General features: G+C 70.7%; 23 protein-coding genes. 1 reads left to right on the top strand and 22 read right to left on the bottom strand.

Going from position 1 to position 26,150, the window contains the following annotated elements; all coding sequences use genetic code 11:
- Positions 1 to 418: 418 nt before the first annotated feature.
- The 15 genes from ACIBW9_RS36205 to pyrR all read right to left on the bottom strand — a co-directional run bounded on the left by ACIBW9_RS36205 (position 419) and on the right by pyrR (position 18,161).
- The gene (locus ACIBW9_RS36205; protein ID WP_398961317.1) at positions 419 to 2,572 is read right to left on the bottom strand and encodes a primosomal protein N'; all 2,154 of its coding nucleotides are present in this window, start codon (positions 2,570 to 2,572) and stop codon (positions 419 to 421) included.
- A 220-nt stretch (positions 2,573 to 2,792) separates the two neighbouring features.
- A complete protein-coding gene (locus ACIBW9_RS36210; RefSeq protein WP_398961319.1) occupies positions 2,793 to 3,365 on the bottom strand; it encodes a GNAT family N-acetyltransferase in 573 nt (190 codons plus the stop codon).
- A 396-nt stretch (positions 3,366 to 3,761) separates the two neighbouring features.
- Entirely contained in the window at positions 3,762 to 4,970 is a 1,209-nt protein-coding gene (gene metK / locus ACIBW9_RS36215; protein ID WP_398961321.1) for a methionine adenosyltransferase, read from the bottom strand.
- 248 nt (positions 4,971 to 5,218) lie between these two features.
- The gene (gene coaBC, locus ACIBW9_RS36220) at positions 5,219 to 6,421 is read right to left on the bottom strand and encodes a bifunctional phosphopantothenoylcysteine decarboxylase/phosphopantothenate--cysteine ligase CoaBC (protein WP_398961322.1); all 1,203 of its coding nucleotides are present in this window, start codon (positions 6,419 to 6,421) and stop codon (positions 5,219 to 5,221) included.
- A gap of 100 nt (positions 6,422 to 6,521) precedes the next feature.
- The gene (gene rpoZ / locus ACIBW9_RS36225; RefSeq protein WP_003977348.1) at positions 6,522 to 6,794 is read right to left on the bottom strand and encodes a DNA-directed RNA polymerase subunit omega; all 273 of its coding nucleotides are present in this window, start codon (positions 6,792 to 6,794) and stop codon (positions 6,522 to 6,524) included.
- Positions 6,795 to 6,847: 53 nt separating this feature from the next.
- Positions 6,848 to 7,441, bottom strand: coding sequence for a guanylate kinase (gene gmk / locus ACIBW9_RS36230; RefSeq protein ID WP_266953461.1), 594 nt, complete (start codon positions 7,439 to 7,441; stop codon positions 6,848 to 6,850).
- A 59-nt stretch (positions 7,442 to 7,500) separates the two neighbouring features.
- Positions 7,501 to 7,824, bottom strand: a complete 324-nt coding sequence (locus ACIBW9_RS36235) for an integration host factor (protein WP_003977346.1) — start codon at positions 7,822 to 7,824, stop codon at positions 7,501 to 7,503.
- A 310-nt stretch (positions 7,825 to 8,134) separates the two neighbouring features.
- Positions 8,135 to 8,980 carry an orotidine-5'-phosphate decarboxylase gene (pyrF, locus tag ACIBW9_RS36240; RefSeq protein ID WP_398961324.1) on the bottom strand — a complete coding sequence of 282 codons (846 nt, stop codon included), beginning with the start codon at positions 8,978 to 8,980 and terminating at the stop codon, positions 8,135 to 8,137.
- The gene (locus tag ACIBW9_RS36245; RefSeq protein ID WP_398961426.1) at positions 8,977 to 10,083 is read right to left on the bottom strand and encodes a quinone-dependent dihydroorotate dehydrogenase; all 1,107 of its coding nucleotides are present in this window, start codon (positions 10,081 to 10,083) and stop codon (positions 8,977 to 8,979) included. The genes pyrF and ACIBW9_RS36245 overlap by 4 nt, the downstream gene beginning before the upstream one ends.
- 52 nt (positions 10,084 to 10,135) lie before the next feature.
- Positions 10,136 to 13,444, bottom strand: coding sequence for a carbamoyl-phosphate synthase large subunit (gene carB, locus ACIBW9_RS36250; protein ID WP_398961326.1), 3,309 nt, complete (start codon positions 13,442 to 13,444; stop codon positions 10,136 to 10,138).
- On the bottom strand, positions 13,437 to 14,594 hold the full coding sequence (carA, locus tag ACIBW9_RS36255) for a glutamine-hydrolyzing carbamoyl-phosphate synthase small subunit (RefSeq protein WP_398961327.1): 1,158 nt from the start codon (positions 14,592 to 14,594) through the stop codon (positions 13,437 to 13,439). Before carA ends, carB begins: the two co-directional genes overlap by 8 nt.
- Complete coding sequence (locus ACIBW9_RS36260) at positions 14,591 to 15,160, bottom strand: hypothetical protein (protein ID WP_398961329.1); 570 nt, start codon at positions 15,158 to 15,160, stop codon at positions 14,591 to 14,593. Before ACIBW9_RS36260 ends, carA begins: the two co-directional genes overlap by 4 nt.
- Positions 15,157 to 16,443 carry a dihydroorotase gene (locus ACIBW9_RS36265; protein WP_398961330.1) on the bottom strand — a complete coding sequence of 429 codons (1,287 nt, stop codon included), beginning with the start codon at positions 16,441 to 16,443 and terminating at the stop codon, positions 15,157 to 15,159. Before ACIBW9_RS36265 ends, ACIBW9_RS36260 begins: the two co-directional genes overlap by 4 nt.
- A gap of 5 nt (positions 16,444 to 16,448) precedes the next feature.
- Complete coding sequence (locus ACIBW9_RS36270; protein ID WP_398961332.1) at positions 16,449 to 17,435, bottom strand: aspartate carbamoyltransferase catalytic subunit; 987 nt, start codon at positions 17,433 to 17,435, stop codon at positions 16,449 to 16,451.
- Positions 17,436 to 17,570: 135 nt separating this feature from the next.
- Positions 17,571 to 18,161: a bifunctional pyr operon transcriptional regulator/uracil phosphoribosyltransferase PyrR gene (pyrR, locus tag ACIBW9_RS36275; protein WP_398961334.1), complete on the bottom strand. Its 591-nt coding sequence runs from the start codon at positions 18,159 to 18,161 to the stop codon at positions 17,571 to 17,573.
- 253 nt (positions 18,162 to 18,414) lie between these two features.
- Between pyrR and bldD the strand changes: the two genes are divergently transcribed.
- Complete coding sequence (gene bldD / locus ACIBW9_RS36280; protein WP_099927449.1) at positions 18,415 to 18,915, top strand: transcriptional regulator BldD; 501 nt, start codon at positions 18,415 to 18,417, stop codon at positions 18,913 to 18,915.
- Between the two features lie 379 nt (positions 18,916 to 19,294).
- Here the strand turns inward: bldD and nusB are convergent, their stop codons facing one another.
- The 7 genes from nusB to aroC all read right to left on the bottom strand — a co-directional run bounded on the left by nusB (position 19,295) and on the right by aroC (position 25,771).
- A complete protein-coding gene (nusB, locus tag ACIBW9_RS36285; RefSeq protein WP_030946863.1) occupies positions 19,295 to 19,729 on the bottom strand; it encodes a transcription antitermination factor NusB in 435 nt (144 codons plus the stop codon).
- A 2-nt stretch (positions 19,730 to 19,731) separates the two neighbouring features.
- Complete coding sequence (gene efp, locus ACIBW9_RS36290; RefSeq protein WP_208781694.1) at positions 19,732 to 20,298, bottom strand: elongation factor P; 567 nt, start codon at positions 20,296 to 20,298, stop codon at positions 19,732 to 19,734.
- 213 nt (positions 20,299 to 20,511) lie between these two features.
- Positions 20,512 to 21,618 (bottom strand): aminopeptidase P family protein, encoded by a 1,107-nt coding sequence (locus ACIBW9_RS36295; protein ID WP_398961337.1) that lies wholly within the window; start codon positions 21,616 to 21,618, stop codon positions 20,512 to 20,514.
- 176 nt (positions 21,619 to 21,794) lie between these two features.
- Positions 21,795 to 22,661 (bottom strand): Pro-rich N-terminal domain-containing protein, encoded by an 867-nt coding sequence (locus tag ACIBW9_RS36300; RefSeq protein WP_398961338.1) that lies wholly within the window; start codon positions 22,659 to 22,661, stop codon positions 21,795 to 21,797.
- Between the two features lie 286 nt (positions 22,662 to 22,947).
- Positions 22,948 to 24,039 (bottom strand): 3-dehydroquinate synthase, encoded by a 1,092-nt coding sequence (gene aroB, locus ACIBW9_RS36305; protein ID WP_398961340.1) that lies wholly within the window; start codon positions 24,037 to 24,039, stop codon positions 22,948 to 22,950.
- Positions 24,036 to 24,557, bottom strand: coding sequence for a shikimate kinase (locus ACIBW9_RS36310; RefSeq protein WP_398961427.1), 522 nt, complete (start codon positions 24,555 to 24,557; stop codon positions 24,036 to 24,038). Before ACIBW9_RS36310 ends, aroB begins: the two co-directional genes overlap by 4 nt.
- Before the next feature lie 29 nt (positions 24,558 to 24,586).
- The gene (aroC, locus tag ACIBW9_RS36315) at positions 24,587 to 25,771 is read right to left on the bottom strand and encodes a chorismate synthase (RefSeq protein WP_398961342.1); all 1,185 of its coding nucleotides are present in this window, start codon (positions 25,769 to 25,771) and stop codon (positions 24,587 to 24,589) included.
- Positions 25,772 to 26,150: the final 379 nt, after the last annotated feature.

Here is a 26,150-nt window from a genome sequence, read left to right on the forward strand (position 1 = left end):
CCCGGGGGGGCAGTCGCACGTGGGGACATGCCTCCGCGAAGCGCCCCCGCGCGGGCCGGGCGGCGGTCCCACCCGAGATCCCCAGCCTCGCCCAAGGTCCGACGGCCATCCGCGAGCCGAAGCACGCAGGCTCAGTCGCCGTCCGGCGCCCGCACCGACGTCACGCGCGTTCACCCGCCATCCGGCAGCGCACGGCACCCGGCCGCTCCACCCGACGTCCAACGGCCCTGGCGCCCCGGCGCCCGACCGCAGCCTCGCCCAAGGTCCGACGGCCATCCGCGACCCGAAGCACGCAGGCTCAGTCGCCGTCCGGCGCCCGCACCGACGTCACGCGCGTTCACCCGCCATCCGGCAGCGCACGGCACCCGGCCGCTCCACCCGACGTCCAACGGCCCTGGCGCCCCGGCGCCCGACCGCCTCACCCGATGTCAGGCGGATCGATCCGCACCCGGACCGGGGCCTCGCCGGCCCCCCGTGCCATCCGCGCAGCCTGCGCGGCCTTCAGTGCCGAGGCCAGTGCGGCTCCGCGCCCGGGTGGTACGCGAACGAGTGCCCGCTCCCAGTGCTCCCCGGGCGGAGCCGCCCCCACCCGCCGCGGCCGCCCCGCTGCCGTGACCGGCAGCGGCACGGGTCCCAGCACCTCGGCCTCCCGGGGCAGTTCGGCCGTGCGCAGGAACTCGGCGACCGCCTCCCCCTCCCCGGACACCGCCGCCATCCGCGAGACCGGGGGAAAACCCAGCTCGGCCCGCTCGGCGAGCTCCCGCACCGCATGTCCGACGGGATCCCACCGCACCAGCGCCTGTACGGGCCTCAGCGTCGGCTCGGCGACGACCACCACGGTGCCGCCGGCACCCTGCGGCCGGACGAGCGCGGCGGCCGCGAGCCAGCGCCGTAGCGCGTCCTCGCCGGCCCGCAGGTCGGGGCGGCCCAGCATCGCCCAGCCGTCCAGCAGCAGGGCCGCCGCATAGCCGCCCTCGGCGACGGGCTCGGCCCCCGGTGTGCTCACGACCAGCGCGGGCGCGCCCGGCACGGTGTCCAGCACATGCTCACGCCCGGAGGTCCGCACCGGAACGGCGGGAAACGCCCGCCCCAACTCCTCGGCGGTGCGCCGGGCCCCCACGACCTGCGCCCTCAGCCGGAACCCGCCGCACTCCGGACAGTGCCAACCGCTCTCGTCACGCCCGCACCACCCGCAGCGCAGCGCGGCCCCGGACTCCTGCCCCTCCAAGGGGCCGGAGCAGTGCCGACACCGTGCGGGTGCCCGGCAGTTGGCGCACGCCATCCGAGGGACGTAACCCCGCCGGGGCACCTGCACCAGCACCGGCCCCTGTCGCAGCCCCTCCCGCACCGCCTGCCAGGCGAGGGTCGGCAACCGGGCGGCCCGCGCCGCCTCGTCCCGCGCGAGGTCTCCGTCCCCCACGGTCCGCACCAGCGGCGCGGCCGCCCGCACCTGCTCCCGCCCGGCGACGAGCGGCCGGGCCCAGCCGCTCTCGACCAGCTGCGCCGCCTCCACGGTGCAGCTCCAACCGCCCAGCAGGAACGCGCACTTGTCCAGGGCGGCCCGCAGCAGCAGCACCTCCCTCGCATGCGGCTGGGGTGCGTGCTGCTCGCTGTGGCTGTCGTCCCCGTCGTCCCAGATGGCGACGAGGCCGAGATCCTGAACCGGGGCGAACATGGCGGCCCGGGTCCCGATGACCGCCCGGACGGCTCCCCGCCGCACCGCGAGCCACTCCCGATAGCGCTTCTCGGGACCGGCGTCGGCGGTGAGCACCGCATGCCGCCCCTCCCCCAGCAGCGCGGTCAGCGCCGCGTCGACCCGGGCGACCGCCCGACCGTCGGGCAGCACCACGAGCGCACCGCGCCCGGAGACCAGCGTCGCCGCCACGGCCCGTGCCAGCTCGTCGCTCCACTCGGGCCCCGGCAGCGCATTCCACACCGCACGGGGCGCGCCCCCCGAGGCGAGCGACTCCAGAAACGCGGCCCCCCGCTCGTACCGCGCCCAGGACGCCGCCTCCGGCATCGCCGGCGGCGGCAGCGGCTCGGGCGAGGGCCGCTGCTCGGCCCGCGCACTGCGCGGCGGCACGGCGAGCTGGAGCACGTCGGCCAGACTCCCCGCATACCGGTCGGCGACGGCCCTGGCCAGCCCCAGCAACTCCTCGCTCAACACCCGCTCGGGAGACACGACCTGGGCCAGCGCGGCAAGCGGTCCGGAGTAGTCCGATTCGGCAAGCCTCTCGATGAGGAACCCGTCGATCAGCCCGCCACCCTCGCGCCGCCCTTCCCGCACTCGATGCCGCCCGGCCCCGAACCGCACCCGCACCCGCACCCCGGGCTGGGCATCCGCATCGAGCTCCTCCGGCACGGCATAGTCGAAGTACCGGTCGAGGTGCAGCACTCCCTTGTCGACCAGCACCCGGGCGACAGGCAGCTCCTTGGCCAGCGCGGCCCCCCGCCAGGTCCGCGGCTTGGCCCTGGGCACCTCGGCCTTGCGCACGCTCTCCCTGATGAGCGCAAGCTGCTCGGGCGGCGCACCCTCCGCCCCGCCGTCTGTCCGCCCGTTCTCGCTGCTCACGCTTGCATTCTTACCAAACGCCACTGACAACGGACGCCGCCCGAGATCAGTCCGGCCCCGATTGGAGTTCACGCGGGTTCCGCGAGGACCGTGGCGCGAGCAAACTTGCAAGTGAGCAGGTCAGGGCCTGCTCCGTGCTTGTCACCCGCGCATGTCAGCTTCTCCGAGTTACTGGCGGATTTCGGGAGTTCGGCCAGTAACTTGCGAGGCTATGCGGGATTCAGGAAGTCGCCGCCGTCCAACTCCGAGATTCGGCCCGAATCTGAAGGCGCCACACCACAAGGACGCCCGTCTCGCCGGGGGCTTCCGGCCCCTCCGGCACCCGCACGCGCTCAACCTCAGCGAAGCCCAAGCGGCGGGCGACGGCGCCACTCGCGGAATTGGCCTCGTCGTGGTGGATTTCGATGCGATCGATGCCCGGCAGCTCCCGTCCCGCCTGCACGAGGGCAGCCGCGGCCATGGTGGCCAGCCCCTTCCCCGTCCACGCGTGATGGAGCCAATACCCGATCTCCAGACCGCCAGGTCCGATCCGGCGATGCAATCCGCAGCTGCCGATGACCACTCCACCCGAGGTGATCGCGTAGTTGTATGCCTCCCCCGAGGCCCATTGCTCCTCGGAGTGGCTCAGAAACCCTTCTCCCTGCTTCCGGTCGTGAGTGGCCGCAAAGGGCATCCACGGCAGCAGGTGATCACGTGACTCGGTGATCGCCCGATGCAGGGCCTCGATGTCATCGACACGCCACCGGCGCAGTTCGACCTGGTCAAAACGAAGCACATCAGCAGGCTGTCCCATGACCGGGATGCTGCCTCAGCCTCACTAGATCGACAACGCAATTACCAGCACCGAACCCACGGCCATGCCGCGTTGGATGCCTACCCCGCCAGCAGGTTCCGCCGCTTCAACCGTCAGATTCTGCGAACCCGCTGGTTTCGGATCACGACCGCCGTCAGGCGCCGTTGCCTCGGGCCACCCCACGTCGGCTCTCCCGAGATCGGTTCGGCAGCGGCATACGTTTCCAGAATCACCGCGCGCACGAAGCGCACTCCACCGAAGGAACCGCGGCCATCGCACCGGGAGATGATCAGCGTAGGGAGCAACCGGCACGGCGGGCGAGCGATTTACGGCCCGAACGAACGCACCGGGGCCCGGCTCCACGAGGGAACCGGGCCCGGTGAAGAACCGCGGAGCCTACAGCCCCGCCGCCTTGCGCAGCGCGTCCACGCGGTCCGTCTTCTCCCAGGTGAAGTCGGGCAGCTCACGACCGAAGTGGCCGTACGCCGCCGTCTGCGCGTAGATCGGGCGGAGCAGGTCGAGGTCACGGATGATCGCGGCCGGGCGGAGGTCGAAGACCTCGTCGATGGCCTTCTCGATCTTCTCGTGGTCGATCTTTGCGGTGCCGAAGGTCTCGACGAACAGGCCGACGGGCTCGGCCTTGCCGATGGCGTACGCCACCTGCACCTCGCAGCGGGAGGCGAGGCCCGCGGCGACCACGTTCTTCGCCACCCAGCGCATCGCGTACGCGGCAGAGCGGTCCACCTTGGACGGGTCCTTGCCGGAGAAGGCACCGCCGCCGTGGCGGGCCATGCCGCCGTACGTGTCAATGATGATCTTGCGGCCGGTGAGGCCGGCGTCGCCCATCGGGCCGCCGATCTCGAAGCGGCCGGTCGGGTTGACCAGCAGGCGGTAGTTGTCCGTGTCGAGCTTGATGCCGTCGTCCAGGAGCGCCTTCAGCTCGGCCTCGACCACGAACTCGCGGATGTCGGGGGCGAGGAGCGACTCCAGGTCGATGTCGCTCGCGTGCTGCGAGGAGACGACGACGGTGTCGAGGCGGACGGCCTTGTCGCCGTCGTACTCGATGGTGACCTGCGTCTTGCCGTCGGGGCGCAGGTAGGGGATGGTGCCGTTCTTGCGGACCTCGGACAGCCGGTTCGCCAGCCGGTGCGCCAGGAAGATCGGCAGCGGCATCAGGGTGGGCGTCTCGTCGGTCGCGTAACCGAACATCAGGCCCTGGTCGCCGGCGCCCTGGCGGTCCAGCTCGTCCTCGTCGCCCTCGACCCGGGACTCGTATGCCGTGTCGACACCCTGGGCGATGTCCGGGGACTGCGCGCCGATGGACACCGAGACGCCGCAGGAGGCGCCGTCGAAGCCCTTCTTCGAGGAGTCGTAGCCGATCTCGAGGATCTTGTTGCGGACGAGGGTCGCGATGTCCGCGTAGGTCTTGGTGGTGACTTCACCGGCGACGTGCACCAGACCGGTGGTGATCAGCGTCTCGACGGCGACCCGGGAGGTCGGGTCCTCGCGCAGAAGCGCGTCGAGAATGGTGTCGCTGATCTGGTCAGCGATCTTGTCGGGGTGACCCTCGGTCACGGACTCCGAGGTGAACAGGCGACGGGACACAACGCTCCCTGGGGTTGCAGCGGCTGCTGGCTGATCATTGGCGGACGGCCCGGAGGCTGCGCCCGTGGTCGTCCGAGAACAGTTTATCGGTCGTGCTCTGCCACCGGCCCCCCTATCTCGCCCCTCGGGAGTGCTGTGACCTGCGGCACGGGCATTCTGCCCAATTCCGAGCGCTCTTGGCCAGGGTTGCCACGCTCCTGTCACAGAGGTTGTAGAGGTTTGAGGGGCCCGAGAAGCGAATGAAACATTCAGCCGAGCCGCTCCACCACCAGGTCCCAGACAGTTTCGGCCAGATATTCCTTCGGCCCGCGCTGCACGGGGGTCTCGCTGCCGTCGGCCCCCAGCACCACGGCCTCGTTCTCCTCGGAGCCGAAGGTCTTGCGCTCGCCCACCTCGTTCACGACGAGGAGGTCGCAGCCCTTGCGCTCCAGCTTGGTGCGGCCGTTGGCCAGGACGTCGTCGGTCTCGGCGGCGAAGCCGACGATCACCTGTCCGGGGCGGGCGCGCTCCGCCGAGATCTCCGCGAGGATGTCCGGATTCCGCACCAGCACGATGGGGTCCGGGTCCTGCCCGTCCTTCTTCTTGATCTTCCCGGCCGCGTAGGTCTCCGGTCGGAAGTCGGCGACCGCTGCGGCCATGACGACGGCGTCCGCCTCCGGGGTCGCCTTCAGCACCGCCTCGCGCAGCTGCACGGCCGTGCCCACCTGGACGACGTCCACACCCGCCGGGTCCGGCAGACCGGTGTTCGCGGCGATGAGCGTGACGCGGGCGCCGCGCGCGGCGGCGGTGCGGGCGAGGGCGTAGCCCTGCTTGCCGGAGGAGCGGTTGCCGAGGAAGCGCACCGGGTCGAGGGGTTCGCGGGTGCCGCCGGCGCTGACGACGACGTGCCGGCCCCTGAGGTCGGGCTCGGTGACGCCTCTGGACAGCACGCGGCGGCAGATCGCGTAGATCTCCGTCGGGTCGGGCAGGCGGCCCTTGCCGGTGTCGACGCCGGTCAGACGACCGACGGCCGGTTCGATGACGACGGCGCCGCGGCGGCGCAGCGTGGCCACGTTCTCCTGGGTGGCCGGGTGTTCCCACATCTCGGTGTGCATGGCGGGTGCGAAGACGACCGGACAGCGGGCGGTCAGGAGCGTGTTCGTGAGCAGGTCGTCGGCCAGGCCGTGGGCGGCCTTGGCGAGGATGTCGGCGGTCGCCGGGGCGACGACGACGAGGTCGGCGTGCTGTCCGATGCGGACGTGCGGGACCTCGTGGACGTCGTCCCAGACCTCGGTGGAGACGGGGTTGCCGGAGAGGGCGGACCAGGTGGCGGCGCCGACGAAGTGCAGCGCGGAGGCGGTGGGCACCACGCGTACGTCATGGCCGGACTCGCTCAGTCTGCGCAGCAGCTCACAGGCTTTGTAGGCGGCGATGCCACCGCTGACCCCCAGCACGACCTTGGGCTTGTCCACCGTCTCTCCCCGGCTCGGCAACGTACACCCCCATCACACACCACAGGCCCGACAGTCGCGCTGTCGGGCCTGTGGAAAAGCCAACTGCAATACGAAAGTACTACTGCGCCGGGCCCTCGATGGCCTCGGACGTCAGCAGACCGGCGTTGATCTCGCGCAGGGCGATCGAGAGCGGCTTCTCGTGCACGTGGGTGTCGACGAGCGGACCGACGTACTCGAGGAGGCCCTCGCCGAGCTGCGAGTAGTACGCGTTGATCTGGCGGGCACGCTTGGCCGCGTAGATCACGAGGCTGTACTTCGAGTCGGTGGCCTCGAGGAGCTCGTCGATCGGCGGGTTGATGATGCCCTCGGGCGCGGAGATGGAAGAGGACACGCTCTACCTTCCGATGGATGGGAAAAGATCGGTCGTGATCACATCACTCGTGATCACAGGACATCCATCAAGGCTAGCAGCTCGCGAGCCACGTCCTCGACGGAGGTGTTGACCAAGGTCATGTCGAACTCCGGCTCGGCCGCCAGTTCGATCCTGGCCGCGTCGAGACGGCGCTCGATCACCTCTGGCGGCTCGGTCCCCCGGCCGGTGAGTCTGCGCACGAGTTCCTCCCAGGAGGGCGGAGCCAGGAACACCAGCCGGCCGTCCGGCATGGTCTCGCGGACCTGCCGGGCGCCCTGGAGGTCGATCTCCAGGAGGACCGGCACGCCGTCCTCCAGGTGCTCCAGCACGGCCGCACGCGGCGTGCCGTAGCGGTTGCCGGCGAACTCGGCCCACTCCAGCAGCTCACCGTTGGCGATCAGCTTGTCCATCTCCTCGTCGGTGACGAAGAAGTAGTGGACTCCGTGCTTCTCGCCGGGGCGGGGCTTGCGGGTCGTCGCCGACACCGAGAGCCAGACCTCGGGGTGTTCCTTGCGCATATGAGCGACGACCGTGCTCTTGCCGACCCCGGAGGGGCCGGAGAGCACGGTCAGCCGCGGACGTACGTCCGGGGGCTCGGGGGTCGTCCCCCGGAATGTTGCAGCCATGCAGCGATTATTCCAGCAATCCCGGAGTGCCCGGGACCCCCGGTCCGCAGCGGCCGGACTCAGGAGCCGGTGCTGCCGAACTCACGCTCCAGGGAAGCAATCTGGTTGGAACCGAGGCCGCGTACCCGGCGGCTCTCGGAGATGCCCAGACGCTCCATGATCTGCTTGGCGCGGACCTTGCCCACGCCCGGCAGGGACTCGAGCAGGGCGGAGACCTTCATCTTGCCGATGACGTCGTTCTCCTGGCCCTGCTTGATGACCTCGTGCAGGGAGGCGCCGGAGTGCTTGAGTCGATTCTTGACCTCGGCCCGCTCCCGGCGAGCCGCGGCGGCCTTTTCGAGCGCGGCTGCGCGCTGTTCAGGGGTAAGGGGCGGAAGAGCCACGCCTACGTCACCTCGGATGTCGAACTGTCGGATACGGACCGGTGAGGAACCTAGTCGCCCCACACCTGGGGAGCCACGAGCAACACGCTTGCCCATTGACTCTCGTCGGAGACTAGCGGGCGAGCGCGCCAGAGTCAGCGAGAACAGCGGAAAAGTCCTGGTCAGCCTCTGTCAGGCCGGACATTTAGGACATAATGCCCCGGATTTGAGGATGTATTCAGACTCAAGTGAGCCGGAAAGCGCCCGGCGAGCACTCATCGGAGGACTCGAGCGAGCGCCTCGAACACCCGCTACCACCGTCGCGAAAGCCTCATACGGCTCCCACGGCGGCCCTGATCTCCTCCGCGAAGCGCTCCGCGGCCGCGCGCAGCGCCCCGGCGTCGGGACCGTGCCGCAGCACCCCGCGGCTGACGTTCGGCACGACGTTGCGGACCGCGGTGCCGAAGACGGCGGGAAGGTCGGCCGCGGTCGCGCCCTGGGCGCCGATGCCGGGTGCCAGGAGCGGCCCGTTGATGTCCAGGTCGTATGACGACAGGTCGCCCAGGGTGGCGCCGACGACGGCCCCGAAGGACCCCAGGGGCTCCTCCCCCGCGTTCTCGGCGGCGAGGTGCGCCAGCATCGTCGCGCCGATGGTCCGTCCGTCGGCGCGCACCGCGTGCTGCACCTCGCCGCCCTCCGGGTTGGAGGTGAGCGCGAGCACGAACAGGCCGGTGCCGCTCTCGCGGGCGAGCCCGACGGCCGGGGAGAGCGAGCCGTAGCCGAGATAGGGCGAGACGGTGAGCGCGTCCGAGAAGAGCGGGGAGTCCTTGTGCAGGAAGGTCTCGGCGTACGCGGCCATGGTCGAGCCGATGTCACCGCGCTTGGCGTCCATCACCACCAGCGCCCCGGCCGCCCGCGCCTCCCCCACCGACTTCTCCAGGACCGCGATGCCGCGTGAGCCGAAGCGCTCGAAGAACGCGCTCTGCGGCTTGAGGACGGCGACCCGGTCGGCCATCGCCTCGACGACCGTGCGGCTGAACCGCTCCAGGCCGGCGACGTCGTCGTTCAGGCCCCACTCGGCCAGCAGGGACGCGTGCGGGTCGATGCCGACGCAGAGCGCCCCGCGCTCGTCCATGGCGCGGCGGAGCCGTGCGCCGAAGGGTTCGAGGACAGTCATCCGTTCTTCCTCACGTCGGCGCCGACCGCGTCGGCCAGGGTGGCGTACGGGCTGGTGGCCAGGCGGGCGGCGAGGCCCTTGTGGATGGCGCGGCCCCAGAAGGGCCCCTCGTAGACGAAGGCGCTGTAGCCCTGTACCAGGGTGGCGCCGGCCAGGATGCGCTGCCAGGCGTCCTCGGCGTTCGAGATGCCACCGACGCCCACGAGCGTGATGCGGTCGCCCACGCGCGCGTAGAGGCGGCGCAGCACCTCCAGGGAGCGCGACTTCAGGGGCGCGCCCGACAGTCCGCCGGTCTCCTTCACCAGGGCGGGTTCGGATGTCAGACCGAGACCCTCGCGCGCGATGGTGGTGTTCGTGGCGATTATCCCGTCCAGGCCGAGCTCGACGGCCAGGTCGGCCACGGCGTCGACGTCCTCGTCGGCGAGGTCCGGCGCGATCTTCACCAGCAGCGGGACGCGGCGGGAGGTCACCGTGCGGTCGGCGGCCTCGCGGACGGCACTCAGGAGCGGCCGCAGCGCCTCGGTGGCCTGCAGGTTGCGCAGACCGGGCGTGTTCGGGGAGGAGACGTTCACGACCAGGTAGTCGGCGTACGGTGCCAGCCGCTCGGTCGACTTCACGTAGTCGCCGACGGCCTCCGCCTCGGGGACGATCTTGGTCTTGCCGATGTTGACGCCCACGACGGTCCTGAAAACGGGCTCGCGGGACGCGAGACGGGCCGCGACGGCCAGCGAGCCCTCGTTGTTGAAGCCCATGCGGTTGATCAGCGCACGGTCCTTCACGAGCCGGAACAGGCGCTTCTTGGGGTTGCCGGGCTGGGCCTCCCCGGTGACCGTGCCGATCTCGACGTGGTCGAAGCCGAGCATCGACATGCCGTCGATGGCGACCGCGTTCTTGTCGAAGCCGGCGGCGAGCCCGAAGGGCCCGTGCATCCGCAGCCCGAAGGCCTCCGTGCGCAGCTCCTGGTAGCGGGGCGCGAGGGCGGCGGCGACGAAGGTGCGCAGCACGGGGATGCGGACGGCGATGCGGATCCAGCGGAAGGCCAGGTGGTGGGCCTGCTCCGGGTCCATCCGTTTGAAGACGAGGTTGAAGAAGATCTTGTACATGGTGGTCCTCACGAAGAGGGGGACACCGTTTCCGGTGTCCCCCTCAGGGCTGCTAGTCGCGGGCCGCGGTCAGGTGTTCCGCGTGTTCCTGGAGCGAACGGACGCCCACGTCACCGTGGTTGAGGGCGTCGATGCCCTGGACGGCTGCGGCGAGCGCCTGGACCGTCGTCAGGCACGGGACGGACCGCGCCACGGCCGCCGTACGGATCTCGTAGCCGTCGAGGCGGCCGCCGGTGCCGTACGGGGTGTTGACGATGAGGTCGACCTCGCCGTCGTGGATGTGCTGGACGATGGTCTTCTCGCCGTTCGGGCCGGTGCCCTCGGACTGCTTGCGCACGACGGTGGCGTGGATGCCGTTGCGCTTGAGGACCTCGGCGGTGCCGGAGGTGGCGAGCAGCTCGAAGCCGTGGGCGACGAGTTCGCGCGCCGGGAAGATCATCGAGCGCTTGTCGCGGTTGGCGACCGAGATGAACGCGCGGCCCTTGGTGGGCAGCGGACCGTAGGCGCCCGCCTGCGACTTGGCGTACGCCGTGCCGAAGACGGAGTCGATGCCCATCACCTCGCCGGTGGAGCGCATCTCCGGGCCGAGGACGGTGTCCACACCGCGGCCGTGGATGTCCCGGAAGCGGGACCACGGCATGACGGCCTCCTTGACGGAGATCGGCGCGTCGAGCGGGAGCTCACCGCCGTCGCTGTTCGCCGGCAGCAGGCCCTCGGCGCGCAGTTCGGCGATGGTCGCGCCCAGCGAGATCCGGGCGGCGGCCTTCGCGAGCGGCACCGCGGTCGCCTTCGAGGTGAAGGGGACGGTGCGGGACGCACGCGGGTTGGCCTCGAGGACGTAGAGGATGTCCCCGGCCATCGCGAACTGGATGTTGATCAGGCCGCGGACGCCGACGCCCTTGGCGATGGCCTCCGTGGAGGCGCGCAGCCGCTTGATGTCGAAGCCGCCGAGGGTGATCGGGGGCAGGGCGCACGCCGAGTCGCCGGAGTGGATGCCGGCCTCCTCGATGTGCTCCATGACACCGCCGAGGTAGAGCTCGTGGCCGTCGTAGAGCGCGTCGACGTCGATCTCGATGGCGTCGTCGAGGAAGCGGTCGACGAGGACGGGCCGGGAGGGGCTGATCTCGGTCGACTCGGCGATGTAGGTCGCGAGCCGGGTCTCGTCGTAGACGATCTCCATGCCGCGTCCGCCGAGGACGTACGAGGGCCGCACCAGGACCGGGTAGCCGATCTCGTCGGCGATGGCCTTGGCCTCGGCGAAGGTGGTGGCGGTGCCGTGCTTGGGAGCCGGGAGGCCGGCTTCCGCGAGCACGCGGCCGAAGGCGCCGCGGTCCTCGGCGGCGTGGATCGCCTCCGGCGAGGTGCCCACGATCGGCACGCCGTTGTCCTTCAGCGCCTGCGAGAGGCCCAGCGGGGTCTGGCCGCCGAGCTGGACGACCACGCCCGCCACCGGGCCGGCCTGCTGCTCGGCGTGGACGATCTCCAGCACGTCTTCCAGCGTCAGCGGCTCGAAGTACAGGCGGTCGGAGGTGTCGTAGTCCGTGGAGACGGTCTCCGGGTTGCAGTTGACCATCACCGTCTCGTAGCCCGCGTCGCTCAGCGCGAAGGAGGCGTGGACGCAGGAGTAGTCGAACTCGATGCCCTGGCCGATGCGGTTGGGGCCGGAGCCCAGGATGATGACCGCGGGCTTCTCGCGGGGCGCGACCTCGGTCTCCTCGTCGTAGGAGGAGTAGAAGTACGGCGTCTTCGCGGCGAACTCGGCGGCGCAGGTGTCGACCGTCTTGTAGACCGGGCGGATGCCCAGCGCGTGCCGGACCTCGCGCACGACGTCCTCGCGCAGACCGCGGATCTCAGCGACCTGCTGGTCGGAGAAGCCGTGTCGCTTGGCCTCGGCCAGCAGCTCGCGGGTCAGCTCGGGCGCCTCGGCGAGCTCGTCCGCGATCTCCTTGATGAGGAAGAGCTGGTCGACGAACCAGGGGTCGATCTTCGTGTACTCGAAGACCTCCTCCTGGGTGGCACCGGCGCGGATGGCCTGCATGACGGTGTTGATACGGCCGTCGGTCGGGCGGACGGCCTCTTCGAGCAGCCGCGCCTTGTCGCCGGGCTCGCCGACGAAGGTGAACTGGCTGCCCTTCTTCTCCAGTGAGCGGAGCGCCTTCTGGAAGGCCTCGGTGAAGTTGCGGCCGATGGCCATGGCCTCGCCCACCGACTTCATGGTCGTCGTCAGCGTGGAGTCGGCCTGCGGGAACTTCTCGAAGGCGAACCGCGGGGCCTTCACGACCACATAGTCGAGCGTCGGCTCGAAGGAGGCCGGCGTCTCCTGGGTGATGTCGTTCGGGATCTCGTCGAGGGTGTAGCCGACGGCCAGCTTGGCGGCGATCTTGGCGATCGGGAAGCCGGTCGCCTTGGAGGCGAGCGCCGAGGACCGCGACACGCGCGGGTTCATCTCGATGACGATGACCCGGCCGTCCTCGGGGTTCACCGCGAACTGGATGTTGCAGCCGCCGGTGTCGACGCCGACCTCGCGGATGACCGCGATGCCGATGTCGCGCAGGATCTGGTACTCGCGGTCGGTCAGCGTCATCGCGGGCGCGACGGTGATCGAGTCACCGGTGTGCACGCCCATGGGGTCGAAGTTCTCGATGGAGCAGACGACCACGACGTTGTCGTTCTTGTCGCGCATCAGCTCCAGCTCGTACTCCTTCCAGCCGAGGATGGATTCCTCCAGGAGCACCTCGGTGGTCGGCGAGAGCGTGAGGCCCTGGCCTGCGATGCGGCGCAGCTCCTCCTCGTCGTGCGCGAAACCGGAGCCGGCGCCGCCCATGGTGAAGGACGGGCGGACGACGACCGGGTAGCCGCCGAGCGTCTCGACACCCTTGAGGACGTCGTCCATGGAGTGGCAGATGACCGAGCGGGCGGACTCGCCGTGGCCGATCTTCTGGCGGACGGCCTCGACGACCTCCTTGAAGAGGTCGCGGTCCTCGCCCTTGTTGATGGCCTCGACATTGGCGCCGATCAGCTCGACGCCGTACTTGTCGAGGGTCCCCGCCTCGTGCAGCGAGATGGCCGTGTTGAGGGCCGTCTGGCCGCCCAGGGTGGGCAGGAGCGCGTCGGGGCGCTCCTTGGCGATGATCTTCTCGACGAAGTCCGGGGTGATCGGCTCGACGTAGGTGGCGTCGGCGATCTCCGGGTCGGTCATGATCGTCGCCGGGTTGGAGTTGACGAGGATGACCCGCAGGCCTTCGGCGCGCAGGATGCGGCACGCCTGGGTGCCGGAGTAGTCGAACTCGGCGGCCTGGCCGATGACGATCGGGCCGGAGCCGATGACCAGGACGGACTGGATATCGGTGCGCTTAGGCACGCTGGCCCTCCATCGAGACTGTGCTCATCAAAGACGTGAAGCGGTCGAACAGGTAGGCGGCGTCGTGCGGGCCCGCTGCCGCTTCGGGGTGGTACTGGACGCTGAAGGCCGGCTGGTCGAGGAGCTGCAGGCCCTCCACCACGTTGTCGTTGAGGCAGACGTGGGAGACCTCGGCGCGGCCGTAGGGGGTGTCGGAGACCTTGTCGAGCGGGGCGTCGACGGCGAAGCCGTGGTTGTGGGCGGTGACCTCGACCTTGCCGGTGGTGCGGTCCTGCACCGGCTGGTTGATGCCGCGGTGGCCGTACTTGAGCTTGTACGTGCCGAAACCGAGCGCGCGGCCCAGGATCTGGTTGCCGAAACAGATGCCGAACAGCGGGGTCCTGCGCTCCAGCACGCCCTGCATGACGGAGACGGCGTGGTCGGCGGTGGCCGGGTCACCGGGACCGTTGGAGAAGAACACACCGTCGGGGTTGACGGCGTACACGTCCTCGACGGTCGCCGTGGCGGGCAGCACGTGCACCTCGATGCCGCGCTCGGCCATGCGGTGCGGGGTCATGCCCTTGATGCCGAGGTCGATGGCGGCGACGGTGAACTTCTTCTCACCGATCGCCGGGACGACGTAGGCCTCCTTGGTGGCGACCTCCGCGGAGAGGTCGGCGCCCTTCATCTCGGGGGCCTGGCGGACCTCGGCGAGCATGGTGCCCTCGTCGGGCAGCGCGTTGCCGGAGAAGATGCCCACGCGCATGGCGCCGCGCTCGCGCAGATGACGCGTGAGCGCGCGCGTGTCGATGCCGGAGATCCCGACGACGCCCTGGTGGCGCAGCTCCTCGTCCAGCGAGCGGCGGGAGCGCCAGTTGGACGGCACGCGCGCGGGGTCGCGCACGACATATCCGGCGACCCAGATCTGCTTGCTCTCCGGGTCCTCGTCGTTGACGCCGGTGTTGCCGACGTGCGGGGCGGTCATCACGACGACCTGGCGGTGGTACGAGGGGTCGGTCAGGGTCTCCTGGTAGCCGGTCATGCCGGTCGAGAAGACCGCCTCGCCGAAGGTCACCCCCACGGCCCCGTAGGCGCGACCGCGGAAGATCCGGCCGTCCTCCAGGACGAGTACGGCGGGAACCTTGGCGGCTCCCCTGGTGGAGGTTGTCATCGTGCGCCTTCCGTCTTGTTGATCATGTGGTTCAGGGTCTCGACCCACTCGCTGTGCTCGGCCGCACGGTCGGAGCGGAACCCGGAGTCGATCAGCCGGTCGCCGTGCGCCCAGGTCACCACGAGCAGTCCGCCCTCGGTCAGCACCTTGCCGGCGATGCCCTTGTCGAGCCGGGCCTCACGCAGCTGCGCGACCGGGACGAAGAAATCGCTCGCACCGGGGCGTACGACATCCAGTCCCGCGTCCGTCAGCGTGAGCTCGACCCGGCTGCGGGTGCCGAGGCCGTGCGCGACGATGCGGTCGAGCCACTGCCCGGCGGTGGTGGAGCCGTGGTAGCGGCCACTCATCGACAACACAGTCAGTCTCGCCTCGCCGGGCTCGTCCGGCGCGCTGGGCAGCTCAGGCAGGTCACCCTGGAGCGTGCCGCGCCACTTCCAGCCCTCGCGCATCAGCCAGTAGACGAGCGCGATGAAGAGGGCGAGCCCGACGAGCCAGCCGACCCGGGCGGCCCAGTCGGTGACCTCGGCCGACTTCTTCTCGGCTGCGAGCAGGATTACAGGTGTCACGTGAGCTTCCCGTCGACGAGCGTGGCCTTGCCCCGGAGCCACGTGTGCGTGACACGGCCCGGCAGCTCACGCCCCTCGTACGGAGTGTTGCGGCTGCGCGAGGCGAAGCCCGCGGGGTCCACGGACCCACGGTATTCCGTGTCGACGAGCGTGAGGTTGGCGGGCTCACCAGCCGAGACGGGACGCCCGTGTCCCTTGGCCTGCCCGATCCGGGCGGGCTTGAAGGACATGCGGTCGGCGACCTCGGCCCAGCTGATCAGCCCGGTCTCCACCATGGTCTCCTGCACCACTGACAACGCGGTCTCCAGGCCGACCATCCCCATGGCGGCGGCGGCCCACTCGCAGTCCTTGTCCTCGTGCGGGTGCGGGGCGTGGTCGGTGGCCACGATGTCGATCGTGCCGTCGGCGAGCGCCTCGCGCAGGGCGAGGACGTCGCGCTCGGTGCGCAGCGGCGGGTTCACCTTGTAGACCGGGTTGTACGTCCGCACCAGCTCGTCGGTGAGGAGCAGGTGGTGCGGGGTGACCTCGGCGGTGACGTCGATGCCGCGGGACTTGGCCCAGCGGACGATCTCGACGGACCCCGCGGTCGACAAGTGGCAGATGTGGACGCGGGAGCCGACGTGCTCGGCGAGCAGGACATCCCGGGCGATGATCGATTCTTCGGCCACCGCGGGCCAGCCGCCGAGGCCCAGCTCGGCGGAGACGATGCCCTCGTTCATCTGGGCGCCCTCGGTCAGCCTGGGCTCCTGCGCGTGCTGGGCGACGACCCCGCCGAAAGCCTTCACGTACTCCAGCGCGCGGCGCATGATCACGGCGTCGTCGACGCACTTGCCGTCGTCGGAGAAGACGGTGACACCGGCGGCCGACTCGTACATGGCGCCCAGCTCGGCGAGCTTCTTGCCCTCCAGGCCGACGGTGACGGCGCCGATGGGCTGTACGTCGCAGTAGCCGTGCTCCTGGCCGAGCCGGTAGACCTGCTCGACGACGCCGGCGGTGTCGGCGACCGGGAAGGTGTTGGCCATGGCGAACACGGCCGTGTAGCCGCCGCTCGCCGCCGCGCGCGTGCCGGTCAGCACGGTCTCGGAGTCCTCGCGGCCGGGCTCGCGCAGATGGGTGTGCAGGTCGACGAGGCCCGGCAGGAGCACCTTGCCGGCCGCTTCGACGACCTCGGCGCCCTCGTCACTGAGACCGACGCCCACCTCGGCGATCGTCGCGCCGTCGATCAGCACGTCCTGCGGCTCGCCGCCGAGCACCTTGGCACCACGGATCAGGATCTTGCTCATGGGTCCTACTTCTCCTCGGAACCGGCGGGGCGGGTGTGGGTGACGGCGGGTTCGTTCCCACCGAGCAGCAGATACAGAACGGCCATCCGGATGGAGACTCCGTTTGCGACCTGCTCGACGACGGTGCAGCGCTCGGAGTCGGCGACCTCGGCGGTGATCTCCATGCCGCGGACCATCGGGCCGGGGTGCATCACGATGGCGTGCTCGGGCATCCGCGCCATGCGGTCGCCGTCGAGGCCGTAGCGCCGCGAGTACTCGCGCTCGGTGGGGAAGAACGCGGCGTTCATGCGCTCGCGCTGCACGCGCAGCATCATCACCGCGTCGGACTTGGTGAGGGTGGAGTCGAGGTCGTAGGACACCTCGCAGGGCCAGGTCTCGACGCCGACCGGCACCAGGGTGGGCGGCGCGACGAGGGTGACCTCGGCGCCCAGTGTGTGCAGCAGGTCGACGTTGGAGCGGGCGACCCGGCTGTGCAGTACGTCGCCGACGATCGTGATCCGCTTGCCGGACAGGTCCTGCCCTATCCCGGCGTCCCGCCCGAGCAGGCGGCGGCGCATGGTGAACGCGTCGAGCAGGGCCTGGGTGGGGTGCTGGTGGGTGCCGTCGCCGGCGTTGATGACGGCCGCGTCGATCCAGCCGGAGTTGGCGAGGCGGTAGGGGGCCCCGGAGGCGCCGTGCCGGATGACCACGGCGTCGACGCCCATGGCCTCCAGGGTCTGGGCGGTGTCCTTGAGGGACTCGCCCTTGGAGACGCTCGACCCCTTGGCGGTGAAGTTGATGACGTCCGCGGACAGGCGCTTCTCGGCGGCTTCGAAGGAGATGCGCGTGCGCGTGGAGTCCTCGAAGAAGAGGTTCACCACGGTACGGCCGCGCAGGGTCGGAAGTTTCTTGATCGGCCGGTCGGCGACCCGGGCCATCTCCTCGGCGGTGTCGAGGATCAGGACGGCGTCGTCGCGGGTGAGGTCGGCGGCCGAGATGAGATGACGCTGCATCTGTCAGGCTCCGTAAGGCAGTTCAGGTTTTCGGGAGGCCGGGGGTCTGGGGTGTCCCCCAGAGAGCACAGCCGGGCAGACGGGCTCGCGTGAAGCGCACGGAACAGGCGTACGGCGGTGACGTACGCGCGCGTGCTACTGCTGCTCGCCCGGGGCGGCCGGCTTCGCACCGAGCAGCACGGTGTCGCGACCGTCCTCCTCGGCGAGCTGGACCTTGACCGTCTCCCGCAGCGACGTGGGGAGGTTCTTGCCGACGTAGTCGGCGCGGATGGGCAGTTCGCGGTGACCGCGGTCGACGAGGACGGCGAGCTGCACCGCGCGCGGGCGCCCGATGTCGTTCAGGGCGTCGAGGGCCGCGCGGATGGTGCGGCCGGAGAAGAGCACGTCGTCGACGAGGACGACCAGGCGACCGTCGATGCCGTCACCGGGGATCTCGGTGCGGGCCAGCGCACGCGGGGGATGCATGCGCAGGTCGTCGCGGTACATGGTGATGTCGAGCGAACCGACCGGGATCTTCCGGTCGGTGATCTCCTCGAGCTTGGCGGCGAGCCGCTGGGCGAGGAAGACCCCTCGGGTCGGAATGCCGAGGAGCACCACGTCGTCGGCGCCCTTGGCGCGCTCGACGATCTCGTGGGCGATGCGGGTCAACACCCGCGCGATGTCGGGGCCTTCGAGAACCGGCCGCGCATCGGACGCCGGATTCCCGGATGTGTCGTGCTTGTCCATACGAAACGGACCTCCTTCTCCGCCTCACGGGACGGACCTTAAAGGACGTCGGATTTGCGCCATCCACGGTAGCAGGACCGGGCGGCGCCCCTGATCACCCCCATGGCGTAATCGGCCACTGCGGCCACGGAAGAGTCGGTGTGGACCATTCGGCTTGACGCAGAAGAGTCACGCTGCGTAACCTCACAGTGAGTTACCAGACGCGCGGCTCGGAACCTCTGCAGTCGCGTCGACACAGTGTCCGGGGAGCTATATGTCCAGCGAATACGCCAAACAGCTCGGGGCCAAGCTCCGGGCCATCCGCACCCAGCAGGGCCTTTCCCTCCACGGTGTCGAGGAGAAGAGCCAGGGACGCTGGAAGGCGGTCGTGGTCGGTTCGTACGAGCGCGGCGACCGTGCCGTGACCGTACAGCGCCTCGCCGAGCTGGCGGATTTCTATGGGGTCCCGGTGCAGGAGCTCCTGCCGGGCACCACCCCGGGCGGCGCCGCCGAGCCGCCGCCGAAGCTGGTCCTGGACCTGGAGCGGCTGGCGACCGTGCCGGCCGAGAAGGCGGGCCCGCTGCAGCGCTATGCGGCGACGATCCAGTCGCAGCGCGGTGACTACAACGGCAAGGTGCTGTCGATCCGCCAGGACGACCTGCGCACACTCGCCGTCATCTACGACCAGTCCCCCTCGGTCCTCACCGAGCAGCTGATCAGCTGGGGCGTGCTGGACGCGGACGCGCGCCGCGCGGTCGCCCACGAGGACGCCTGACATGGCCTGACCGCACTGAGCAGAAACGTGGGGGGGGGGGGGGGGGGGGGGGGGGGGGGGGGGGGGGGGGCGGGGCGGCGCCCCCGGCCCCCCCCCCCCCCGCCCCCCCGGGGGGGGGCGGCGCGGCGGGGGGGGGCGCGGGCGCCGCGGGGGGGGCGCGGGGGGGCGGGGCCGGCGGCCCCCCCCCCCCCCCCCCCCCCCCCCCCCGCCGCGGCGCCGCGGCGCCCCCCCCCCCCCCCCCCCCCCCCCCCCCCCCGGCGGCTTTCTGCGGCCTCCGAGGACCACGCGGGTACGGGAACGCCAGGGGGCCCGCAGCAGTCACGCTGCGGGCCCCCTGGCGATGCCTGCCTCTGACGACCTGGGGTGCGACCCCAGGTCGTTACGCCTCGTCCCGGCGCAGTGAGGGCTTCAGCTCCTTGAGCCGGCCCAGCAGGCCGTTGACGAACGCGGGCGACTCGTCCGTGGAGAACTCCTTCGCCAGCTGCACCATCTCGTCCAGCACGACGGCGTCCGGGATCTCGTCGGCCCAGATCAGCTCGTAGGCGCCGAGACGCAGGACGTTGCGGTCCACGACCGGCATCCGGTCGAGTGTCCAGCCGACCGAGTACTGCGCGATCAGCTCGTCGATGCGCTTCGCGTGCTTCGCGTAGCCCTCGACCAGCTGCATCGTGTACTCGCTCACCGGCGGCTGCCGGGTGTCGTCACGGGACAGCCGGATCCAGTCCGCGAGGACCGTCAGGACGTCGGCGCCGCGCTGGTCGCCCTCGAAGAGGATCTGGAAGGCGCGCTTGCGGGCCGTGTTGCGGGCAGCCACGGTTAGCTGTTCACCCGGCCGAGGTAGTCGCTCGTACGGGTGTCGACCTTGATCTTCTCACCGGTGGTGATGAAGAGCGGGACCTGGATCTGGTGGCCGGTCTCCAGCGTGGCGGGCTTGGTGCCGCCGGTGGAGCGGTCGCCCTGCAGGCCCGGCTCGGTCTCCTGGACGACGAGCTCGACGGCGGCCGGGAGCTCGACGAAGAGCACCTCGCCCTCGTGCTGCGCGACGGTGGCCGTGAAGCCCTCGACGAGGAAGTTGGCGGCGTCGCCGACAGCCTTGCGGTCGACCATGAGCTGGTCGTAGGTCTCCATGTCCATGAAGACGAAGTACTCGCCGTCCATGTACGAGAACTGCATGTCGCGCTTGTCGACAGTGGCCGTCTCGACCTTGACGCCGGCGTTGAACGTCTTGTCGACGACCTTGCCGGAGAGCACGTTCTTCAGCTTGGTGCGCACGAAGGCCGGGCCCTTGCCGGGCTTGACGTGCTGGAACTCGACGACGGACCACAGCTGGCCGCCTTCGAGCTTGAGCACCAGGCCGTTCTTGAGGTCGTTCGTGGAAGCCACGGTTGCGGAATCTCCTGGACTGACGTGGACGACCCCGGCGCACGCACCTGCCGGCGGCGCCAGGGAAGGCCGGGTGCGTTCCCGCGTCGTTCGGTGCGTGCTCTCGGTGTGCCGGGTGGAGGTCCTCGTAGCGGAGCTACTTGGGCCTCCGGCCGGTGCAGCGGGAGTGCGTGCCGGGCGTCGTGGGGACGTGCCTGGTCTTCCCTGGGGTCGCTAGAGTGCGAGCAGCTCCTTGGTCGTGATGGTGAGTAGCTCGGGTCCGCCGTCCGCCTCGGGGCGGACGACGAGCGTGTCATCGATCCGGACACCGCCCCGGCCCGGGAGGTGGACCCCCGGTTCGACGGTGACCGGCACGCAAGCGTCCAGTTTACCCATGGCCGCGGGGGCCAGCTGCGGGTCCTCGTCGATTTCGAGCCCCACGCCGTGCCCCGTCAGGGCCGGGAGCCCCTGCGCGTACCCCGCGGAGTCCAGCACCTGACGTGCGGCGCGGTCCACATCGCGGCAGGCCGCGCCGGGCACCAGCGACTCCCGTCCGGCGCGCTGAGCCGCGAAGACGAGGTCGTACAGCTCGATCTGCCAGTCCGCGGGAGAGGTGCCGATGACGAAGGTGCGGCCGATCTCGCAGCGGTAGCCGCGGTAGGCGGCGCCCAGACAGACGGAGAGGAAGTCGCCCTCCTCGACACGGCGGTCGGTGGGCCGGTGGGCGGGTCTGCCGGCGTTGGGGCCGGTGGCGACGGAGGTCGGGAAGGCGGGCCCGTCGGCGCCGTGGTCGACCAGACGCCGCTCGAGTTCGAGGGCGAGATGCCGTTCCGTGCGGCCGACGAGGATGGACTCCAGGAGTTCACCGAGGGCCTGATCGGCGATCTCGGCGCCGATGCGGAGGCAGGAGATCTCCTCCTCGTCCTTGACGACCCTGAGCTGTTCCACGGCCCCGCCGAGGTCGGTCAGGCGCAGGCGTGGGACGACCGAGCGGATCTCCCGGTGCCGGGCCACCGTGAGGTGGTGTTCCTCCACGGCGAGGGTGTCGGCCCGCTGGGCCTCGGCGAGGTCGGCGGCGGCCACGGCGGGATCGCCCGCGCTTCCGGGCAGGGTCTGCACGCGCAACGCCTCGTCCGGCCGGCCCTCGGCGGGACGGCCGTCCGGCGGGCCGGCGCACAGCAGCAGGTCCTCGGTCCTGCCCAGGAGCAGGACGGCGCCCCGTGGTGCGGCGCCCGCGAGGTAGCGGACATTGGCGGGGCGGGAGATCAGCGCGGCCTGGCCGCCTGCCGCCTTGCAGCGGTCTTTCAGCCTGGCTCGGCGGACTGCGTACACCTCTGACATGAGATGAGCGTAGGAGCGGTGGGGGATTTGTGCCGGTTGGGGTGCCGATTGGGGGACGGGGGGTGCGACTGGGTCTCGTTTGCCGGGTGCGGGCAGGTGGGGTTTCTCGCGCCTACGCGGCGGAGCCGCATATCGATACAGCCCCGCGCCCCTCAAGGCCCTCCAGTCCCCTGCGGTTACCAGTTCGGGGGGCTGGCAATCGATCGCGCCAGTACGTCGTCCAGGACCCGTGCCGTCTGCGGTACGTCCAGTTGGCTGTTGTCGATGATCGGGAGGCCCGAGCCGTACCAGCCCGCCATGCGGCCGTGGATGCGGGCGACCTCCTCGTCGGTGAGGCGGCGGTTGCCGGAGCGTTCCGCGTTGCGTTCCAGGACGATCTCCAGGCCGGGGAGCAGCACCACCGGGAGGAGGCCGGGGCCCACATGGCGCTTCCAGCCGCCGAGGCCCACGACCGGGCGGTCGGGGAAGACGGCGTCGTCGAGGATGCAGGAGATGCCGTTGGCCAGGAAGTTCCGGGCGGCGAATCCGCAGGTGCGGCGGGCCAGGCGGTACTGCGCCTCCGAGTGGTCGTTCCACCCCGACTGGGGGTCCGCGAAGCCGGAACGGACCCACTCGCGTACGTCGTCGAGGCTGATGTGGGCGGTGGGGACCCGGCGGTGGTCCGCCCAGTACTTGGCGACGCTCGTCTTGCCGGCGCCCGCGGGGCCGATGAGCAGCACGGCGAGGGTCGTGGCGGCGGGGTCGGGCGCGGTGGTGGCGGGCGGCGCGCTGGGCATGGCGACGGGGCCGCCCGGTGGCAGCGGGACATGGCCGGTGGTGTCCGGGGCCGGTGGGCCCGGGGCGTGCTGCGGTGCGGGCGGGACCGGGGGCGAGGGCGCCTGCGGGTAGCCCGGTGCCGGGGGCGGCGGGGGCACGGGGGCGGAGCCCTGGTGCGGGCCCGCCTGCTGCGGACCCGGCTGGTGTGCGGCCGGCGACCAGCCTCCGGCCGGTCCGTGCCCCGGCTGATGGGGCGGCGGCAGCGGAGAACCCACTGCGTGCTGCATCCGGTGCCACTCCGTCTCGTTCTTTTGGGCTCGCTTCACGTCCGGGGCGCTGCCGGTCCCGGGAGCCCGAACGTGCTCAGCCCTTCGGGCCTCCGTGCGCTCGACCTCTCGACACCGGCGCGTCCCTTCGGCTCGCTCGCCTCAGGCAATTGGCGCTGGCAGCGGGGCCCGAGGCCCGCTCCCTACCGAACGGTACCTGCCCCGGCCGCCGTTTGGTGAACGGCCGGGGGCGGCCCGAAGTGCCCATGTCCGTAAGGCGAATCGGACGGATGACACTCCGCCGGACTTACTCGCCCACTTCGCCGTACGCGGCCAGCAGGACGGCCGGGTCGGGGCTTTCCAGGACGGTCGGCTTGGCCAGGCCGTCCAGCACGATGAAACGCAGCAGGTCGCCGCGGGACTTCTTGTCGACCTTCATCGTCTCCAGCAGCTTGGGCCACTGGTCGTAGCGGTAGTGGAGGGGGAGGCCGACGGACTCGAGGATCGTGCGGTGGCGGTCGGCCGTGGCATCGTCCAACCGCCCTGCCAGACGGCCGAGTTCGGCGGCGAAGTGCATGCCGACGGAGACCGCGGCGCCGTGCCGCCACTTGTATCGCTCGTTCTTCTCGATGGCGTGGCCCAGGGTGTGCCCGTAGTTGAGGATCTCCCTGAGGCCCGCCTCCTTCAGGTCGGACGAGACGACCTCGGCCTTGACCCTGATGGAGCGCTCGATGAGCTCGGCGGTGTGCGGGCCTGCCGGGGTCCGCGCGGCCTGCGGGTCGGCCTCGATCAGCTCCAGGATGGCGGGGTCGGCGATGAAGCCGGCCTTGATGATCTCGGCGAGCCCGGAGACGTAGTCGTTGACCGGCAGGGAGTCCAGGGCCGCCAGGTCGCACAGCACACCGGCGGGCGGGTGGAAGGCGCCGACGAGGTTCTTGCCCTCGGCGGTGTTGATGCCGGTCTTGCCGCCGACCGCGGCGTCCACCATGGCCAGCACGGTGGTGGGGATCGCGATCCAGCGCACCCCGCGCAGCCAGGTGGCGGCCACGAACCCGGCGAGGTCCGTGGTGGCACCGCCGCCCACGCCGACGATGACGTCGGTACGGGTGAACCCGGACTGGCCGAGCGCCTTCCAGCAGTAGGCGGCGACCTCGGCGGTCTTGGCCTCCTCCGCGTTCGGCACCTGGATGGCGACGGCCTCGAAGCCCTGACCGGCCAGGTCCGCGCGGAGCGCGTCACCGGTCTCGGCGAGCGCCTCGGGGTGGACGACGGCGACCCGCTTGGCCTTGTCACCGATCAACCCGCCGAGCTCGCCCAGGAGCTGACGGCCCACCAGAACCTCGTAGGGGTCGCTGCCCGCGCTCCCACCGACCTGGATCCTCGTAACTTGGCTAGTCATCGCGTCCTCCGGCCGGGGGTCCGGGGGTCGTCCCCGGAAAATGCAGTCAACTCCAGTGCGTCCAGGGCTACTTGGGTGACCTCTTCGGGCGTACGGCCGTCGGTGGCCACGACTGCCGTGGCCACCTCCTCGTACAGCGACCGCCGTGCCTCCATCAGCTCGCGCCACTGCTTGCGCGGGTTGACCGCGAGCAGCGGACGGGCCGCGTTCAGCCCGGTGCGCTTGACGGCCTCTTCGACGTCCATCGAGAGGTAGACGACCCGCTGTCCGGCCAGCAAGGCGCGGGTGGCGGCGTCAAGGATGGAGCCGCCGCCCAGCGCGAGGACGCCGTCGTGCTCGGCCAGCGCCTTGCGCACGGCGGCCTTCTCGATCGCCCGGAAGGCCGGTTCGCCCTCGTCGACGAAGATCTCCGCGATCGAACGGCCCTGCTCGGCCACGATGTCGTCGTCGGTGTCCCGGTAGGCCACGCCGAGCCGGTCGGCCAGCAACCTGCCGACGGTGGACTTGCCCACCCCCATCGGACCGACCAGCACCACCTGCACAGCACTCACCGGATGGCCAGGTTGTCGAGGTAGGACTGCACGTTGCGGCGGGTCTCGGTGACCGAGTCACCGCCGAACTTCTCCGCCACCGCATCCGCCAGCACCAGCGCCACCATCGCCTCCGCGACGATACCGGCCGCAGGCACCGCCGACACGTCCGAGCGCTGGTGATGCGCCTGCGTCGCCTCACCCGTGGTCACGTCGATGGTCTGCAGAGCGCGCGGCACGGTCGCGATCGGCTTCATCGCGGCGCGCACCCGCAACAGCTCCCCGGTGCTCAGACCGCCCTCCGTGCCACCCGAGCGGCCGGAGGTCCGCTTGATGCCCTCCGGCGTGCCCACGATCTCGTCGTGCGCCTTCGAGCCCGGCACCCGGGCCAGCTCGAACCCGTCGCCGATCTCCACTCCCTTGATCGCCTGGATGCCCATGAGCGCGCCGGCCAGCCGGGCGTCCAGCTTGCGGTCCCAGTGCACATGCGAGCCCAGACCGACGGGGACGCCGTAAGCGAGGATCTCGACCACACCGCCGAGGGTGTCGCCGTCCTTGTGCGCCTGGTCCACCTCCGCCACCATCGCCTTCGACGCATCCGCGTCCAGGCAGCGCAGCGGATCCGCGTCGAGCTTCTCGACATCGGCCGGGGTCGGGTACACACCCTGCGGGGCCTTCACGGAGCACAGCTCGACCACATGGCTGACGATCTCGATGCCGGCCGTCTCCTTCAGGTACGACCGGGCCACCGCGCCCAGCGCCACCCGGGCCGCCGTCTCCCGCGCCGAGGCGCGCTCCAGGATCGGCCGGGCCTCGTCGAAACCGTACTTCTGCATGCCCGCGAGGTCCGCGTGGCCGGGACGGGGACGGGTCAGCGGGGCATTGCGGGCCAGGCCCGCCAGAATCTCCGGGTCGACGGGATCGGCCGCCATGACCTGCTCCCACTTGGGCCACTCGGTGTTGCCCACCATGATCGCGACCGGGGAACCGAGAGTGAGGCCGTGCCGCACACCGCCGAGGAAGGTGACCTCGTCGCGCTCGAACTTCATGCGCGCACCGCGTCCATAACCGAGCCGGCGCCGGGCCAGGTGGTCCGCCACCATCTCCGTGGTGATCGGCACACCGGCGGGAAGACCCTCCAGCGTCGCCACGAGTGCGGGACCGTGGGACTCCCCCGCGGTCAGCCAGCGCAACCTGCTCAACGGTGCTCCTCAGTTGCTCGCGCCCTGGTACTGCCCTGCGTACGCGCGTCCTCGCGTACGGCGACGGCGCGACCAGGTGCGCGGCCCTGGCCCGCCACCCCCGATCCTCCCACGTCCGACTGGAGATCTAATTGGCCGTCCACCCAACGGACATCCGAGGCCTACCAGCCGAACAACCCTTCGGTCGATACATCACGCGCTCGCAGCACCACGTGATGGTGATCCATACATGTGGCATGCTCCAGTCAAGCAGGCTATGATCCAGATAATTCACTCAAACGTTCGAGAGGTCGGTCAATGCACATTACACGCCGGATTGGATCATGGCTCGCAGCTGCCGCCTTGATGACAACAGGGACTCTCCTGGCCGGAGTCGGTA

This window comes from Streptomyces sp. NPDC049541 (assembly GCF_044465725.1).
Taxonomy (GTDB): Bacteria; Actinomycetota; Actinomycetes; order Streptomycetales; family Streptomycetaceae; genus Streptomyces.